Origin of the sequence: Bradyrhizobium barranii subsp. apii, from assembly GCF_011516635.5 — a bacterium.
Lineage (GTDB): Bacteria > Pseudomonadota > Alphaproteobacteria > Rhizobiales > Xanthobacteraceae > Bradyrhizobium > Bradyrhizobium barranii.
The window spans coordinates 9,780,083-9,795,500 of the sequence record NZ_CP096255.1 but is presented as its reverse complement, the minus strand read 5'-3'; the positions used below and the strand labels follow the sequence as shown (position 1 = coordinate 9,795,500).

The following is a 15,418-nucleotide window of genomic DNA, read 5'->3' as shown; positions in this document are numbered from 1 at the left end:
CGGAACCGAAACAAAGGGTGCGCGAAAATCCGATCCAGAGCATTTTTCAGCCGGCTGACGCCGATTGATGGGCGAATTTTTCGCGCGAGATCAACCACACACCTTCATCCAACCAGAAAAGCGATTCCTCAAAATGGTTACACGTCGTGATGTCGCATCGATTGTCGGACTTGGCGCGATGGCTGCGGCCACGCTGGCCTCACCGGCCGTGGCGCAGACCGCAGCGGATTCCAACGAATCGACCTTTGCCCGCATTCGCCGCACCAAGAAGATGCGGATCGGCGCGGTCGGCGGCGGTGCGCCCTATTACATGAAGGACCTCGCAAGCGGCCAGTGGAAGGGCTTCTACGTCGACATCGCCAAGGCACTCGCCGACGACATGGAGGCCGAGCTCGAGATCACCGAAACCACCTGGGGCAATTCGGTGCTCGATCTGCAGTCCAACAAGATCGACATCTTCTTCGGCCTCAACCCGACCCCGAAGCGCGCGCTGGTGGTCGACTTCTCGGTGCCGGTCTTCAACAACGCCTTCGGCATCCTCTGCAAGAAGGACTTCAAGCCGAAGAGCTGGGCCGAGCTGAACTCGCCCGACGTCAAGATCGCCGTCGACCAGGGCTCGTCGCACGACCAGGTCGTCAGCCGCCTGACGCCGAAGGCGCAGATCTCGCGACTGAAGACCGCCGACGATGCCACCGCCGCGCTGCAAACCGGCCGCGTCGACGCGCAGTGCCTGATCACCATGCTGTCGCTGACCGTGCTGAAGAAGAATCCCTCGCTCGGCCAGTTCGTGCTGCCGACGCCGATCTTCGCCACCACGTCGAATGCCGGCTTCCGCCGCGAGAACGACAAGACCTTCCGCGACTACGTCAACACCTGGATCGACTTCAACAAGGGCCTCGGCTTCATCCGCAACGCGATCATCACCAACATGGAGCTGGTGGGCGTGACCGAAGCGGACATTCCGCCGGGCGTTTCGTTGTAAGCTTCCACTGTCATTCCGGGGCGATGCGAGGCATCGAACCCGGAATCTCGAGATTCCGGGCTCGCCCTTCGGGCGCCCCGGAATGACGACACCCACGACGAGTAAGAACACGCATGTATCAGTGGGACTTCGGCATCCTCTGGAGCTATCGCTGGCTCTTTCTCAATGGGCTTGGCGTCACCGTCGGCTTCACCGTGGTCATCGTCGTGCTCGGTCTCGTCTTCGGCCTGTTCGGTGCGTTCGGCAGCCTGTCGCGCTTCAAGGCGGTGCGTCTGGTCGCCCTCACCTTCATCGAGGCGTTCCGCTGCACGCCGATCCTGGTGCAGCTGATCTGGTTCTATTACGCGCTGCCGATCCTGGCCGGCGTCGAGATGACGCCGATCACGGCCTCGGCGCTGGCGCTCTCGCTCTATGGCGGCTCGTTCTATTCCGAGATCATCCGCGGCGGCATCATCTCGATCGACAAGGGCCAGTCGGAAGCCGGCGCCGCGCTCGGCATGACGCCCGGACAGAGCATGCGGCGCATCGTGCTGCCGCAAGCGATCAAGCGCATGATCCCGGCGCTGATGAACCAGTCGATCATCCAGTTCAAGAACACCTCGCTGGTTTCGGTGCTCGCCGTGCCCGACCTCGTCTACCAGAGCCAGGTCGCCGCCCATGACAGCTACCGGCCGCTCGAGACCTACACCGCGGTCGCGGTCGCCTATGCGGCGATCCTGATTCCCCTGACCATCATCGTCCGCCGCGGCGAGAAGCGACTGGCGGTCAGCGAATGAGCGAGCCATCCAGGAACACTTCGAAGATCGCGATCCGCAGCCTTCGCAAGAGCTTTGGCAGCAACGAGGTTCTGAAGAACATCAGCCTCGACGTGGCCAAGGGGGGCGTGGTGGCGCTGATCGGCCCATCCGGCTCCGGCAAGTCGACACTGCTCCGCTGCATCAATCTGCTGGTCGTGCCCGACGGCGGCAGCGTCCGCGTCGGCGACACAAGCTTCCAATTCGGCGAAGGCGCCAAGCTTCCGGACGTGAAGACACTCGCCAAATTCCGCACCACCACCGGCATGGTGTTCCAGCATTTCAATTTGTTCCCGCACATGACGACGCTTCAGAACGTCATGGAGGGGCCCGTCACGGTGCGCCGCATGGCCAGGGCGGACGCCGAGAAGCTCGCGCGCGCGCAGCTTGCCAAGGTGGGCCTTGCGGAGAAGGCCGACCAATATCCGGCGACGCTGTCCGGCGGGCAGAAGCAGCGCGTCGCGATCGCACGTGCGCTCGCGATGGAGCCGGACGTGATGCTGTTCGACGAGGCCACCTCGGCGCTCGATCCCGAGCTCGTCGGCGAGGTGCTCGCCGTCATGCAGCGGCTGGCCTCGGAAGGCATGACCATGGTGATCGTGACCCATGAGATCGCCTTCGCCCGCGAGGTCGCCGACCGCCTCATCTTCATGCGCGACGGCGTCGTGGTCGAGGAAGGTCCGGCGCGGCAGGTGATCGACAATCCGCAGGAAGCCGCGACGCGCGCCTTCCTCAGCCATTTCCACTGCACCGGCGCGTTGCCGCCGGCCAACGTAGCACCGTGATGCCTGATATCGATCGCGCCTATCTCGTTACCGGTGCCGCCAGCGGCATCGGCCGCGCCACCGCAAAACTGCTCGCGGCCCCCGGCACCGCGCTTCTGCTCCATACCCGCTCGAACGCGGAAGGTCTCGATGCCGCCGCGGCCGAAGCCGAAGCGAAGGGCGCCGTGGTCGCAAAGTGCCTCGGCGATCTCGCCGAGGAAGCAGCCGTCACCGACGCCGTCGCCGCCGCGCAACGCGCGTTCGGACGGCTCGACGGATTGATCCTGGTCGGCGGTCATGCCCGTCGCGGCAGCGCGATCGGCACGCCGGCGGATCAGTTCCGGCAGGCGATGGACGAATCGGCGCTGGCCTTCACGCGGCTGGTCGACGCCGCGCTGCCGCTGCTGCGCGCCGGGCGCGATGCGCGGATCGTGGCGGTGTCCTCTTTCGTCGCGCATGCGATCCGGCCGGAATTCGCACCCTTTGCCGCAACGGCGGCAAGCCGCTCCGCGCTCGAAGCGCTGGTGCGTCTCACCGCGATCGAGCTCGCAAAAGACGGCATCACCGTCAATGCGGTGTCACCCGGCCTCATCATCAAGGACAAGCCGAGCGAGAGCCGGCTCTCGCCCGAGCAAATCGCCACCACCGAGGCGCTGATCCCGATGCGCCGCCGCGGGCGCCCGGAAGAAGTGGCCGAGATCATCGCCTTCCTGGCATCACCGAAGGCGTCCTACGTCACCGGCCAAGTCTGGCACGTCAATGGAGGCCTGACATGACCGAAGCAACCATCGAACGCATCAGGCTGTTCCTGATCGAGAGCCCGATCAAGATGGCGCGCCTCCAGGGCGTCGGCAACGTCAAGGGCACGGTGAAGCGCGTGCTGATCGAGCTCACCGCGAGCGACGGCGTGATCGGCTGGGGCGAAGCAGCTCCGTGGGAAGTGTTCACGGGGACGCCGGAAGCAGCCTTCTCCGCGCTCGACATCTATCTGCGGCCGATCGTGCTCGGCAAACCCGTGCGCCGCATTCGCGCGCTGATGGCCGAGCTCGACCGTGCGCTGGTCGGTCATGCCGAGGCCAAGGTCGCAATCGAGATGGCGCTGCTCGACATCGTCGGCAAGTCGTCAGGATTATCGGTCGCCGACCTGCTCGGCGGCCGCGTGCGGGACACGATTCCCCTCTCCTTCTCCATCGCCGATCCCGATTTCGCCGCCGATCTCGAACGCATGCGAAAAATGGTTCCGGACGGCAACGTCATCTACAAGGTCAAGACCGGCGTAAAACCGCATCGCGAGGACCTCGATCATCTCGAAGCGATCCGCAAGGAATTCGGCGACAAGGTCGACCTGCGCGTCGATTACAACCAGGCGCTGGCGCCGTTCGGCGCGATCAAGATTTTGCGCGATGTCGAGGAATTCGCGCCGACCTTCATCGAGCAGCCGGTGCCGCGAAAATATCTCGACGTGATGGCGCAGCTCACCGCAGCGCTGGAAACACCCGTTCTCGCCGACGAAAGCTGTTTCGACCGCCGCGACATGATGGAGGTGGCGCGCCGCGAGGCCGCCGATGCCGTCTCAATCAAGCTGATGAAGGCCGGCGGCCTGTTCGAGGCGCAGGCGATCATGGCGATCGCCGACATCGCCGGCCTGCCCGGCTATGGCGGCACGCTGTGGGAGGGCGGCATCGGGCTTGCCGCCGGGACGCAGCTGATCGCGGCAACGCCGGGCATCTCGCTCGGCTGCGAATTCTACATGCCGCATCACGTGCTGACCGAGGACGTGCTGGAAGAGCGCGTTGCCAACCGCGCCGGCCATGTCGTGGTGCCCGACGGCCCGGGCCTCGGCATCCGCGTCAGCGAGGCCTCCGTCCGCGCCAATGCGCGGGTGCTTGCGGAGGCGTAATTCCGTCATTCCGGGGCGCGCGCAGCGCGAGCCCGGAATCCATAACTACAGGAAGTGGTTGTCGCGCGAGCTGGTCACCACGCATCTTCGCCAAACTTCTCCCTGTGGTTATGGGTCCCGGGCTCGCGCTTTGCGCGCCCCGGGACGACAGCGGAGCATGCCGCCCCCGCGGCCCCTAACCTTCCCCTCAGGGACTCCCTATCGTATGGTCCGGCCAAACACGCCCGCCCCCATCGGGCTATCCGGAAACGCATATGTCTGATCCCGCCTGGTCGCTGCACTCCCGCCTGAAAGAGGACACCATCGACATCGGCGACCTGCCGCTGTCGAAGGTACTGGTCATCAAGGACGCGCATTATCCCTGGCTGCTGCTGGTGCCGCGGCGGCCCGATGCGGTCGAGATCATCGATCTCGACGAGGTGGAGCAGGCGCAACTCATGACGGAGATCTCCCGCGTCTCGCGCGCGCTGAAAGAGATCACCAAATGCGACAAGCTCAATGTCGCCGCGCTCGGCAACCTCGTGCCGCAGCTTCACGTCCATATCATCGCACGCCGGACCAGCGACGCCGCCTGGCCGCGGCCGGTGTGGGGCGTGATGAAGCCCTTGGCGCATGACGCCACCGAGGTGCAAACTTTCATCAGCGCGCTTCGCCGCAAGATCTGGTTGGGTTGAGAACAAGAAATGTCAGCATTCGACTCGTTTCCGCTGGGACAGCCGGCCTTCGTCACCGACATCCTCGATCGCGCCGCGCATCTGCGCCGCGACGACGAGAAGCTGTTCGCGATGGAGCAGAAGCCATCGTCACGCGCCTATGTCGTCTACCGCGACTCGCTGCTGGTGAAGCGCGAGGGCGACAAGGCGCGCGCGCTGCTGGGCGTAGACGAGGCGCTGAAATGCGGCGCCAACCCCGGCACGATCTTCTTAGGGTTGCGCGACGGCGCCGCGGTGTTCGGCATGGGGATGTCGCAGGCGGCGGCCGAGAAGCTGATCGGCCGCGAGGACTACACCGTCACCGAGCTGCGCGGCATGGCGATGCAGGGCGCGATTCCGCCCGGCGAGCTCTCGGCGATCGCGATGGCGAAGTCGATGGTGAGCTGGCATCAGCGCCACGGCTATTGCGCCAATTGCGGCACGCGGAGCGCGATGAAGGAAGGCGGCTGGAAGCGCGAATGCCCTGCTTGCAAGGCCGAGCATTTTCCGCGCACCGATCCCGTCGTGATTATGCTGGTCGCCTCGGGCGAGAAGTGCCTGCTCGGCCGCCAGAAGCAGTTTCCGCCGGGAATGTATTCCTGCCTCGCCGGCTTCGTCGAGGTCGCCGAGACCATCGAGGACGCGGTACGCCGGGAAATCCTCGAAGAATCCGGAATCCGCTGCACCGACGTGCAGTATTACATGACGCAGCCCTGGCCCTATCCATCGTCGCTGATGATCGGCTGCAGCGCGCGGGCGCTCAACGAGGACGTCGTCGTCGATCATTCCGAGCTGGAGGACGCGCGCTGGTTCACCCGCGAGGAGGCCGCGCTGATGCTGACGCGGACGCATCCGGACGGGCTCGCCGGCCCGCATCCGTTCGCGATCGCCCACCATTTGCTCGGCCGCTGGGTGCACGACAAGACCGGCGCGTAAGCTGGGGCCGCCGGTGGCCACATCAGGGACCGCGCCGCGCATCCTCTGCATCGGCATTCCCGTGCGCGACCTCACCTTTCGCGTCGAGGCCGTGCCCGCGCGCGGCAGCAAGGCCAACGCCACGCATCTCGCCGAGATCTGCGGCGGCAACGCGCTCAATGCTGCGATCGCCATCGCGCGGCTCGGTGGCCGGGTCTCCTTCGCAGGACCGATGGGCGATGCACGGGAAGCGTCGAGCGGCTTCATTCTCGAACAGATGGCCAGTGAAGGCATCGACACGACGCACGTCGCGCGCATGCCCGGCCTGACCACGCCGGTCTCCGCGATCCTGATCGAGCCCTCGGGCGAGCGGACGCTGACGATCTATCGCGATCCCGGCCTGTGGAGCGTGAAGCTGCCGGACGGTGACGCGCTGCTCGCCGATTGCCGGGCGGTCCTCGTCGAGAGCCGCTGCGGCGCCCTTTGTATCGATCTCTGCGCCGAGGCGCGCCGGCGCGGCATTCCCATCATCGTCGGCGTCGATCGCGCGATGTCGTTGCAGGACGGCCTGCTCACGGCCGCCTCGCACCTGCTGTTCGCCAGCGACCAGGTGCAGGAGACGGCCGGTGTCGCCGACGACGGCGGCGCGTTGAAGCACCTGGCAAAGCTGACGCCGGCCTTTCTCGCCGCCACGCGCGGCCCGCGTGGCACGATCTGGCTGAACGAGGCGGGCGAACTGGAGGAGACCCCGGCCTTCCCGGTTCAGGCGGTCGATACGCTCGGGGCCGGCGACGTCTTCCATGGCGCCTTCACGCTTCGCCTCGCCGAGGGCGAGGAGGCGCGCGAGGCGCTGCGATTCGCCGCGGCCGCCGCAGCGCTGAAATGCACCCGCCATGGTGGCGGCATGGCTGCCGCACAACGTGTTGAAGTTGAAGAGCTTTTACGAGGCCGGCTCTAGAGAAGTTCCACTGTTACGCCGAGATTATAGGCTTGCCGTGGAAAGATTTTCTCTATATCGTGGAAATCAGCCCCTGAAATGGAACAAAGTTCTTCAAATGACTGACCTCGCTGTGCAACTCCCCGAGACCAGCCGCCGCCTCGACGCGATCGACCGCAAGATCCTGATGGTGCTCCAGGACGATGCCTCCCTGTCCGTCGCCGAGATCGGCGACCGGGTCGGGCTTTCTTCCACCCCCTGCTGGAAGCGCATCCAGCGCCTCGAGGCCGACGGCGTGATCCTGAAGCGGGTGGCGCTGGTCGACCAGAACAAGATCGGTCTCGGCATCTCCGTGTTCGTCTCGGTGGAAAGCTCCGACCATTCCGATGCCTGGCTCAAAAAATTCGCCGAAGCCGTGAGCGCCATGCCCGAGGTGATGGAGTTTTACCGCATGGCCGGCGACGTCGACTACATGCTGCGCGTCGTGGTCGCCGACATGCAGGCCTATGACGTGTTCTACAAGAAGCTCATCAGCGCCGTGCCGCTGAAGAACGTCACCTCGCGCTTTGCGATGGAGAAGATCAAGTCGGTCACCGCGCTACCGATCCCGGCGGTGGTGGCGGCTTAGAGGCTTAGTTCTCAGGTCTCACCACAAGGAAGCTGTCATCGCCCGGCCTTGACCGGGCGATCCAGTATTCCAGAGGCGGCGATTGGATACGGAGAAGCTGCGGCGTACTGGATGCCCCGGTCAAGCCGGGGCATGACAGCGGAGATTTGCGGCGCGGGTTGTGCTCCCTGATGCCCCTCAAATCGTCTGATTGTACGCGCCGACTTCGGGATGCGTGCGGAGCACGCTGTTCACCATCTCGAACATGTCGTGCATGCGCTGCTCGGAGACCGGGCTCTCGACCACGACCACGAGCTCGGGCTTGTTGGAAGAGGCGCGCACCAGGCCCCAGCTTCCGTCCTCGACCGTGACGCGCACGCCGTTGACGGTGACGAGATCGCGGATCGCCTGGCCACCAATCTTGGCGCCCTTCGCGTGCAAGCCCTCAAAATGCTTCACCACGGCGTCGATGACGCCGTATTTGACCTCGTCGGCGCAATGCGGCGACATGGTCGGCGATGACCAGGTCTTTGGCAGCGAGTCCTTGAGGTCGGCCATCGACTTGCCGGGCGCGCGGTCGAGCATGTCGCAGATCGCGATCGCCGACACCAGGCCGTCGTCATAGCCGCGGCCATACGGCTTGTTGAAGAAGAAATGGCCGGACTTTTCGAATCCGGCGAGCGCACCCGTCTCGTTGGTGCGGCGCTTCATGTAGGAATGGCCGGTCTTCCAATAGGTGACCTTGGCGCCCTGCTTCTGCAGCACGGGATCGGTGACGAACAGGCCGGTCGACTTCACATCGACGATGAAATGCGCGTCCTTGTGGATCGCCGACATGTCGCGGGCCAGCATCACGCCGACCTTGTCGGCGAAGATTTCCTCGCCGGTGTTGTCGACGACACCGCAGCGATCGCCGTCACCGTCGAAGCCGAGACCGACATCGGCCTTGTGATGCAGCACCGCGTCGCGGATCGCGTGCAGCATTTCCATGTCTTCCGGGTTCGGATTGTATTTCGGGAAGGTGTGGTCGAGCTCGGTGTCGAGCGGGATCACCTCGCAGCCGATCGCCTCCAGCACCTGCGGCGCGAACGCGCCGGCGGTGCCGTTGCCGCAGGCGGCGACGACCTTGAGCTTGCGGGTCAGCTTCGGACGGCCGGTGAGATCGGCGATGTAGCGCGCCGGATAATTCTCGTGGAACTGGTAGGAGCCGCCGGCCTTGTTCTTGAATTCGGCGTTGAGCACGATCTCCTTCAGCCGCGTCATCTCGTCGGGGCCGAAGGTCAGCGGGCGGTTGGCGCCCATCTTCACGCCGGTCCAGCCATTGTCGTTGTGCGAGGCCGTGACCATGGCGCAGCAGGGCACGTCGAGGTCGAACTGCGCGAAATAGGCCATCGGCGTTACCGCGAGCCCGATGTCGTGCACCTTGCAGCCCGCAGCCATCAGGCCGGAAATCAGCGCATATTTGATCGAGGCCGAATAGCCGCGGAAATCATGGCCGGTGACGATCTCCTGCTTGACGCCGAGCTCCGCAATCAGCGCGCCCAGCCCCATGCCGAGCGCCTGGATCCCCATCAGGTTGATTTCCTTCTGGAACAACCAGCGCGCGTCGTATTCGCGAAAACCCGTGGCCTTCACCATCGGCTCGGATTCGAAGGCATAGGTGTTGGGCAACAAGACGGATTTCGGCTTGGGGAACATTGAGACGGTCTCGTGAAAATGGCGGGAATTGATGCAGCCTTAGCGAATGCCGGGCCGCAGCGGAAGGCGGGAATGGCAGCTTATGGCTTATAATTGCGGCAGTTTGGTAACGGGAAAACGCGGCCCGGCGCGAGACTTCCGCCAATGCCGTCCTGAAAAAATCCGCGCGAACGACCGTTCGTCGGCGCTGTGAGCGCCTTTGAGGCGGCTTACTGCTCCAGCACCATCTGGCCGTTGGCGTATTCGAAGCGCTTCAGGCGGGACAGGAAGGAGAGGCCGAGCAGGTTCTCCGACAGAGCCTCATCCGGCAGCACCATGGCGTCGACGTCGCGCACGACGAGGCCGCCGACCTCGAGCATGGCGATGCGCGTGCGCGCCGCCTTGATGGTGCCGTTGGCGGTCGAGACGGCGGCGTTGTACTCGCCGCGCGAGGGACGGAGGCCAAAGCGGGCGGCCGAGCTCTCGTTCAGCGCGACCACGGAGGCGCCGGTGTCGATCATGAAGCCGATCCGTTGGCCGTCGATGCGGCCTTCGGCCTGAAAATGGCCACGGCCATCGCGGGAGATGGCGAGGCTGCGCCCACCGGCCGGCGCCGTCGCAGCAACCGCGATCGTCGTGCGCGGCGTTGACGTCGCGGAGGCGGAACTCATCCTGTCCGCCATCTGCGCCATGAACGTGCCGAGGCCGATCATGATGGCCGCGAGGATCATTATGTTACGCATCACACCACTTCCGAGCCGGAAAGCTCGATTTCACCACGCGCCACGTCTGGCCGCGAGCGACGCTGCGGTCAGAGCGTCGCTATTTTGACGAAAAGGATGAGCGGAGGGTTAATGTGCCTTCGTGGCTTCTCAGGTCCCGCGCGGCTTGACCCGCCGTGTCGGCAGCGCACTCGCCGGATCCTCCGGCCAGGGATGGCGCGGGTAGCGGCCGCGCAGGTCGGAGCGCACCGCGGCGTAGCTGCCGCGCCAGAAACCGGGGAGATCGCGCGTCACCTGCACCGGGCGCTGCGCCGGCGACAGCAATTCCAGCACCAGCGGCACCTTGCCGGCGGCGATCGACGGATGGGTGTTGAGCCCGAACAATTCCTGGAGTCGCACCGCAATGGTCGGCCCCTGCTCGGCCTCGTAGTCGATCGCGAGCACGCTGCCGGTCGGCGCCTCGAAATGCGTCGGCGCCTCGCGATCGAGCCTTGCGCGCATCTCCCAGGGCAACAGCGCCATCAGCGCGTCGGAGAGATCGCCGGCCGAGATGTCCTTCAGCGCGATCTTGTCGTAGAGCGCCGGCACCAGCCAGTCGTCGCGCCGCGCGATCAGTCCGTCGTCGGACAAATCGGGCCAGCTGTCGCCCTCGGCCTTGCGCAGAAACATCACGCGGTCGCGCCACTGCTTTGCGGCCTTCGACCAGGGCAACCGGTCGAGACCTGCGGCAATCAGCCCATCGGCGAAGATGCGCGCGGTCTCCTCCGAAGGCGACACCGCGAGTGTTGCCTCAGACAGCGTGATCGCATGCAGCGCGCGCTTGCGCCGCGCGCGCAGCGCCATCGCGCCACGATCGAAGGAGATCTCGTCGACGGTCTCGATATGCTCGGCAAAATGCCGCTCGATGTCGTCCTCGCCGATCGGCGCTGCCAGCAGAACGCGGCCGCTCGCCGCCGTGCCCGTCATCTCGCCGATCGCGATGTAGGGCGCGCGGGCGAGCGACGAGGTCTGCTCCACCGCGGCGCCGCGACCATTGGCGAGCACGAAGGTGCCATTGCCGCGATTGCGCGCGACACGGTCCGGGAAGGCGTAGGCGAGCATCAGGCCGGTCGAGAGATCATCTTGTCCGGTTGCGGCCGTCTCCGACGCCGCCACCTGCGAAGCCCAGCGCCGCGCGAGATCGCGCGCGCTCGCGGCGCGCGGCGAGCGATCGCGGCGGAACTGATCGCGCCGGTACTCGAGATCGACGCTGTCGCCGCCGAGCCCGCGCTCGGTGATGATGGCCGCGATCTCGGCGGCGACTTCACCGCTGCCCACGCGATGCGAGTCCACGATCATGCGCGCCAGTCGCGGCGGCAGCGCCAGCGCACGCAGGCTTTTGCCTTCGGCGGTGATGCGGCCGTCGCCATCGAGCGCGTTGAGCTCGGAGAGAAGGCTTTTCGCCTCTTTCCAGGCCGGCAGCGGCGGCGGATCGAGGAATGACAGCGCCGACGGATCGGCGACGCCCCATTGCGCGAGGTCGAGCACCAGCGAGGAGAGGTCGGCGCTGAGGATCTCCGGCTGGGTGTAGGGCGCGAGCGAGGCCGTCTGCGGCTCGTCCCAGAGCCGGTAGCAGACGCCGGGCTCGGTGCGGCCGGCGCGGCCGCGGCGCTGGTCCACCGCCGCACGCGCGGCGCGCACGGTCTCGAGCCGCGTCAGCCCGATGTCGGGCTCGTAGCGCGGCACGCGGGCGAGGCCGGAATCGACCACGATGCGCACGCCCTCGATGGTGAGCGAGGTCTCGGCGATCGAGGTCGCCAGCACCACCTTGCGCGAGCCCTTCGGCGCGGGCGCGATCGCGCGGTCCTGCACGGCAGCGTCGAGCGCGCCGAACAGCGGCACGATCTCGATGGAGGCATCCTGGACGCGCTCACTGAGGAAATTCTGGGTGCGGCGGATTTCGGCCGCGCCCGGCAGGAACGCCAGCACCGAGCCGCTGTCGGCGCGTAGCGCGGACGCGATCGCATCCGCCATCTGCCGCTCGACCGGCGCATCCGCCTTGCGGCCGAGATAGCGCGTCTCGACCGGAAAGGCGCGGCCCTCGCTCTCGACAACGGGCGCTTCCCCGAGCAGCTTTGCCACGCGCGCGCCGTCGAGCGTTGCCGACATCACGAGGATGCGCAGATCCTCGCGCAGGCCGGTTTGCGCGTCGCGCGCCAGCGCGAGGCCCATGTCGGCATCGAGCGAGCGCTCGTGGAATTCGTCGAACAGGACAGCCGCGATGCCGGAGAGCTCGGGATCGTCGAGGATCTGGCGGGTGAAGATCCCCTCGGTCACCACCTCGATGCGCGTGGTGCGCGAGATCTTAGAGCCGAAGCGGACGCGGTAGCCGACGGTTTCGCCGGCCCGCTCGCCAAGCGACTTGGCCATGCGCTCGGCACTCGCCCGCGCAGCGATACGCCGCGGCTCCAGCACGATGATCCTCTTGCCCGCGGCCCAGGGCGCATCCAGCAGCGCCAGCGGCACGCGCGTGGTCTTGCCTGCGCCGGGCGGCGCCACCAGCACGGCGGCGTTATGCGCCTCCAGCGTGCGCGAGAGATCGTCGAGCACGGCATCGATCGGGAGGGGCGTGTCGAAGCTGCGGGGCAAGGCCTATCCATTCGTCATGCCCGGCCTTGTGCCGGGCATCCACGTCTTCGACTAGAAACAGACGTGGATGGCCGGGACAAGCCCGGCCATGACGAAATCGTTGCGGCAATGGACCGTCAGCCCTGCACCGGCGGACGCCCGATGCTCTCGTAGGTGAAGCCGGCGGCTTGCATCTCTTCGGGCGGGTAGATGTTGCGGAGATCGACGACGACGGGCTGGGTCATGGCCGCCTTCAGCCGGTGGAGATCGAGCGCGCGGAACTGCACCCATTCGGTGACGATGACGAGCGCATCGGCGCCTTGCGCGCAGGAATAGGCGTCCTCGCAATAGGTGATGTTCGGCAGCTCGCCCTTGGCCTGCTCCATGCCGACGGGATCGAAGGCCTTGACCGTCGCGCCCATGTCGATCAGGCCGGTGACGAGCGGGATCGACGGCGCATCGCGCATGTCGTCGGTGTCGGGCTTGAAGGTGAGGCCGAGCACGGCGATGGTCTTGCCGCGCAAGCTACCGCCGAGCGCCTGGCTGACCTTGCGCGCCATCGCGCGCTTGCGGTTCTCGTTGACGGCCAGCACGGCTTCGACGATGCGCAAGCTCACGTCATAGTCCTGCGCGATCTTGATCAGCGCCTTGGTGTCCTTTGGGAAGCAGGAGCCGCCGAAGCCGGGCCCCGCATGCAGGAACTTGGTGCCGATGCGGTTGTCGAGGCCGATGCCGCGCGCGACCTCCTGCACGTCGGCGCCGACCTTTTCCGAGAGATCGGCGATCTCGTTGATGAAGGTGATCTTGGTCGCGAGGAACGCGTTCGCTGCGTATTTGATCATCTCGGCGGTGCGGCGCGCCGTGAACATCAGCGGGGCCTGGTTCAGCGACAGCGGGCGATAGACGTCGCCCATCACCTTGCGGCCGCGCTCGTCGGAGGTGCCGACGACGACGCGGTCGGGGTACTTGAAGTCGCGGATCGCCGCGCCCTCGCGCAGGAATTCGGGGTTGGAGGCAACGACGACGTCGGCCGCGGGGTTGGTCTCGCGGATGATGCGCTCGACCTCGTCGCCGGTGCCGACCGGGACGGTGGATTTGGTCACGACGACGGTGAAGCCCGACAGCGACTGCGCGATCTCGCGCGCGGCGGCGTAGACATAGGACAGATCGGCGTGACCGTCGCCGCGGCGCGAGGGCGTGCCGACCGCGATGAAGACGGCATCGGCGTCCGCGACCGGCTTCGACAAATCGGTGGTGAAGTCGAGCCGCTTGGCCTTCACATTGGTCGCGACCAGCTCGTCGAGGCCGGGCTCGTAGATCGGAATCTCGCCGCGATGAAGCGCCGCGATCTTCTTCTCGTCCTTGTCGACGCAGGTGACGTCGTGACCGAAATCCGCAAAGCAGGCTCCGGACACCAGTCCCACATAGCCCGTTCCGATCATCGCGATGCGCATGAAAAACCCTGTTCCAGCTTGGTTAACGAAACCCCAACTCGAGCGGTTTAGCATTTTCCTGAGGGGAGAGAACAGCCCGGATGCAAAAACCGGCACGCGAATTGTACCGGTAAAGAGACCTTAAACCGCAAGGCTTCACACTGCGCCACGTCCGCACAGAGCCGGGCGGACCGCGCCTCGAAACGGGACACCATGGCACTATCAGGCACAATCGCCGCGAGCGGGCTTTCCAAGGCCCCCTCGCCCGCACGTGTCGACTGGGTCGACTATGCCAAGGGCATCTGCATCGTCATGGTCGTGATGATGCACTCGGTGCTGGGGGTGGAGATCGCGGCCGGCCAGACCGGTTTCATGCATGTCGCCGTGGCCTTCGCAAAGCCGTTCCGGATGCCGGACTTCTTCCTGATTTCGGGCCTGTTCCTGCCATTGGTGATCGATCGGGACTGGCGAACCTATCTCGACCGCAAGGTGGTGCATTTCGCCTATTTCTATGTCGTCTGGGTGACAATCCAGTTCGGCTTCAAGGCACCGGCGTTCGCGGCGGAGACGAGCTGGCGCGAGGCCGGCCTGCTGTATCTGGAATCCTTCGTCGAACCGTTCGGCACGCTCTGGTTCATCTACCTGCTGCCGATCTTCTTCGTCGTCACAAAATTGACACGGCGTATTCCGCCACTGGCGATCTGGCTCATCGCTGCCGCGCTGGAGACGGCGCGGGTCTCGACCGGCTGGACCGCGATCGACGAATTCTGCGCGCGCTTCGTCTATTTCTATTCGGGATATCTGTTCGCACCATACGTGTTCGCGCTGTCCGATCGCGCGCGCAACCATCCCGCACTCGCGCTGGCGGCGCTCGCGACCTGGGCGCTGGTCAATGCGGGCCTCGTCGCGCTCGGCGCCGGCGAATGGAAGATCGTCTCGCTCGTGCTCGGCTTCGCCGGCGCCTGCGCCATCATCACGATGGGCACGCTGCTCGCCCGCGCACAATGGTTGAACTTCTTCCGCTTCTGCGGCGAGCATTCGATCGTGATCTACCTCGCCTTCTTCCTGCCGATGGCGGCGACACGAACGCTGCTGCTGCGCACCGGCGTCATTGCCGACATCGGCACGGTGTCGCTGATCGTCACCATCGTCGGCGTGATCGGATCGCTCGCGATCTGGTACGTCGCATTGCGGCTCAATGCCCGCTTCCTGTTCGAACGGCCGCAGACGTTCTGGATCGCGCCGAAGAAGGCAGGGCCGGTGTTGCAGGCGGCGGAATAGCCGCCCTCTCGGTGTCGTCGCCCGGCTCGACCGGGCGACCCAGTACGCCGAGACGCCAGTGATCGAGCCGAGAAGCCGCGGCGTACTGGTTTCCCCGCCTTCGCGGG

The 15,418-nt window shown here is 65.8% G+C and carries 14 protein-coding genes; 10 read left to right on the top strand and 4 right to left on the bottom strand.

Annotated elements, in window-relative coordinates; genetic code table 11:
- The first annotated feature begins 133 nt into the window (after positions 1-133).
- The 9 genes from HAP41_RS46580 (at position 134) to HAP41_RS46540 (ending at position 7,612) form a co-directional block, all read left to right on the top strand.
- Positions 134-982, top strand: a complete 849-nt coding sequence (locus HAP41_RS46580; RefSeq protein WP_166067860.1) for a transporter substrate-binding domain-containing protein — start codon at positions 134-136, stop codon at positions 980-982.
- Between the two features lie 113 nt (positions 983-1,095).
- Entirely contained in the window at positions 1,096-1,758 is a 663-nt protein-coding gene (locus HAP41_RS46575) for an amino acid ABC transporter permease (RefSeq protein ID WP_028149000.1), read from the top strand.
- A complete protein-coding gene (locus tag HAP41_RS46570) occupies positions 1,755-2,561 on the top strand; it encodes an amino acid ABC transporter ATP-binding protein (protein WP_166067904.1) in 807 nt (268 codons plus the stop codon). Before HAP41_RS46575 ends, HAP41_RS46570 begins: the two co-directional genes overlap by 4 nt.
- Entirely contained in the window at positions 2,561-3,316 is a 756-nt protein-coding gene (locus HAP41_RS46565) for an SDR family NAD(P)-dependent oxidoreductase (RefSeq protein ID WP_166067906.1), read from the top strand. The genes HAP41_RS46570 and HAP41_RS46565 overlap by 1 nt, the downstream gene beginning before the upstream one ends.
- Entirely contained in the window at positions 3,313-4,440 is a 1,128-nt protein-coding gene (locus HAP41_RS46560) for a muconate cycloisomerase family protein (RefSeq protein WP_166067953.1), read from the top strand. The genes HAP41_RS46565 and HAP41_RS46560 overlap by 4 nt, the downstream gene beginning before the upstream one ends.
- 254 nt (positions 4,441-4,694) lie before the next feature.
- Positions 4,695-5,114: an HIT domain-containing protein gene (locus HAP41_RS46555; protein WP_063979832.1), complete on the top strand. Its 420-nt coding sequence runs from the start codon at positions 4,695-4,697 to the stop codon at positions 5,112-5,114.
- A 9-nt stretch (positions 5,115-5,123) separates the two neighbouring features.
- Positions 5,124-6,068 carry an NAD(+) diphosphatase gene (gene nudC, locus HAP41_RS46550; RefSeq protein WP_166068016.1) on the top strand — a complete coding sequence of 315 codons (945 nt, stop codon included), beginning with the start codon at positions 5,124-5,126 and terminating at the stop codon, positions 6,066-6,068.
- A 13-nt stretch (positions 6,069-6,081) separates the two neighbouring features.
- Positions 6,082-7,005, top strand: a complete 924-nt coding sequence (locus HAP41_RS46545; RefSeq protein ID WP_166068029.1) for a PfkB family carbohydrate kinase — start codon at positions 6,082-6,084, stop codon at positions 7,003-7,005.
- Between the two features lie 97 nt (positions 7,006-7,102).
- Complete coding sequence (locus HAP41_RS46540; protein ID WP_166068044.1) at positions 7,103-7,612, top strand: Lrp/AsnC family transcriptional regulator; 510 nt, start codon at positions 7,103-7,105, stop codon at positions 7,610-7,612.
- A gap of 177 nt (positions 7,613-7,789) precedes the next feature.
- Here HAP41_RS46540 and HAP41_RS46535 read toward each other — a convergent pair whose 3' ends face one another.
- The 4 genes from HAP41_RS46535 to HAP41_RS46520 form a co-directional block, all read right to left on the bottom strand.
- Positions 7,790-9,289: a phosphomannomutase/phosphoglucomutase gene (locus HAP41_RS46535; RefSeq protein ID WP_166068056.1), complete on the bottom strand. Its 1,500-nt coding sequence runs from the start codon at positions 9,287-9,289 to the stop codon at positions 7,790-7,792.
- A 209-nt stretch (positions 9,290-9,498) separates the two neighbouring features.
- Complete coding sequence (locus tag HAP41_RS46530) at positions 9,499-10,011, bottom strand: TIGR02281 family clan AA aspartic protease (RefSeq protein ID WP_175617971.1); 513 nt, start codon at positions 10,009-10,011, stop codon at positions 9,499-9,501.
- A gap of 129 nt (positions 10,012-10,140) precedes the next feature.
- On the bottom strand, positions 10,141-12,618 hold the full coding sequence (gene hrpB, locus HAP41_RS46525) for an ATP-dependent helicase HrpB (RefSeq protein ID WP_166068063.1): 2,478 nt from the start codon (positions 12,616-12,618) through the stop codon (positions 10,141-10,143).
- Between the two features lie 116 nt (positions 12,619-12,734).
- Complete coding sequence (locus HAP41_RS46520; RefSeq protein WP_166068074.1) at positions 12,735-14,051, bottom strand: UDP-glucose dehydrogenase family protein; 1,317 nt, start codon at positions 14,049-14,051, stop codon at positions 12,735-12,737.
- A gap of 192 nt (positions 14,052-14,243) precedes the next feature.
- Here HAP41_RS46520 and HAP41_RS46515 point away from each other — a divergent pair, with 192 nt between their 5' ends.
- Positions 14,244-15,311, top strand: a complete 1,068-nt coding sequence (locus HAP41_RS46515) for an acyltransferase family protein (RefSeq protein ID WP_166068084.1) — start codon at positions 14,244-14,246, stop codon at positions 15,309-15,311.
- Positions 15,312-15,418 lie beyond the last annotated feature (107 nt).

Bases quoted from the DNA above. Each gene is read 5' to 3' on its own strand.
- HAP41_RS46560 (WP_166067953.1), top strand. From the start codon at position 3,313: ATGACCGAAGCAACCATCGAACGCATCAGGCTGTTCCTGATCGAGAGC.
- HAP41_RS46555 (WP_063979832.1), top strand. From the start codon at position 4,695: ATGTCTGATCCCGCCTGGTCGCTGCACTCCCGCCTGAAAGAGGACACC.
- HAP41_RS46530 (WP_175617971.1), bottom strand. From the start codon at position 10,011: ATGCGTAACATAATGATCCTCGCGGCCATCATGATCGGCCTCGGCACG.
- HAP41_RS46520 (WP_166068074.1), bottom strand. From the start codon at position 14,051: ATGCGCATCGCGATGATCGGAACGGGCTATGTGGGACTGGTGTCCGGA.
- HAP41_RS46535 (WP_166068056.1), bottom strand. From the start codon at position 9,289: ATGTTCCCCAAGCCGAAATCCGTCTTGTTGCCCAACACCTATGCCTTC.
- HAP41_RS46540 (WP_166068044.1), top strand. From the start codon at position 7,103: ATGACTGACCTCGCTGTGCAACTCCCCGAGACCAGCCGCCGCCTCGAC.
- HAP41_RS46575 (WP_028149000.1), top strand. From the start codon at position 1,096: ATGTATCAGTGGGACTTCGGCATCCTCTGGAGCTATCGCTGGCTCTTT.
- HAP41_RS46580 (WP_166067860.1), top strand. From the start codon at position 134: ATGGTTACACGTCGTGATGTCGCATCGATTGTCGGACTTGGCGCGATG.
- HAP41_RS46515 (WP_166068084.1), top strand. From the start codon at position 14,244: ATGGCACTATCAGGCACAATCGCCGCGAGCGGGCTTTCCAAGGCCCCC.
- HAP41_RS46565 (WP_166067906.1), top strand. From the start codon at position 2,561: ATGCCTGATATCGATCGCGCCTATCTCGTTACCGGTGCCGCCAGCGGC.
- HAP41_RS46570 (WP_166067904.1), top strand. From the start codon at position 1,755: ATGAGCGAGCCATCCAGGAACACTTCGAAGATCGCGATCCGCAGCCTT.
- nudC (WP_166068016.1), top strand. From the start codon at position 5,124: ATGTCAGCATTCGACTCGTTTCCGCTGGGACAGCCGGCCTTCGTCACC.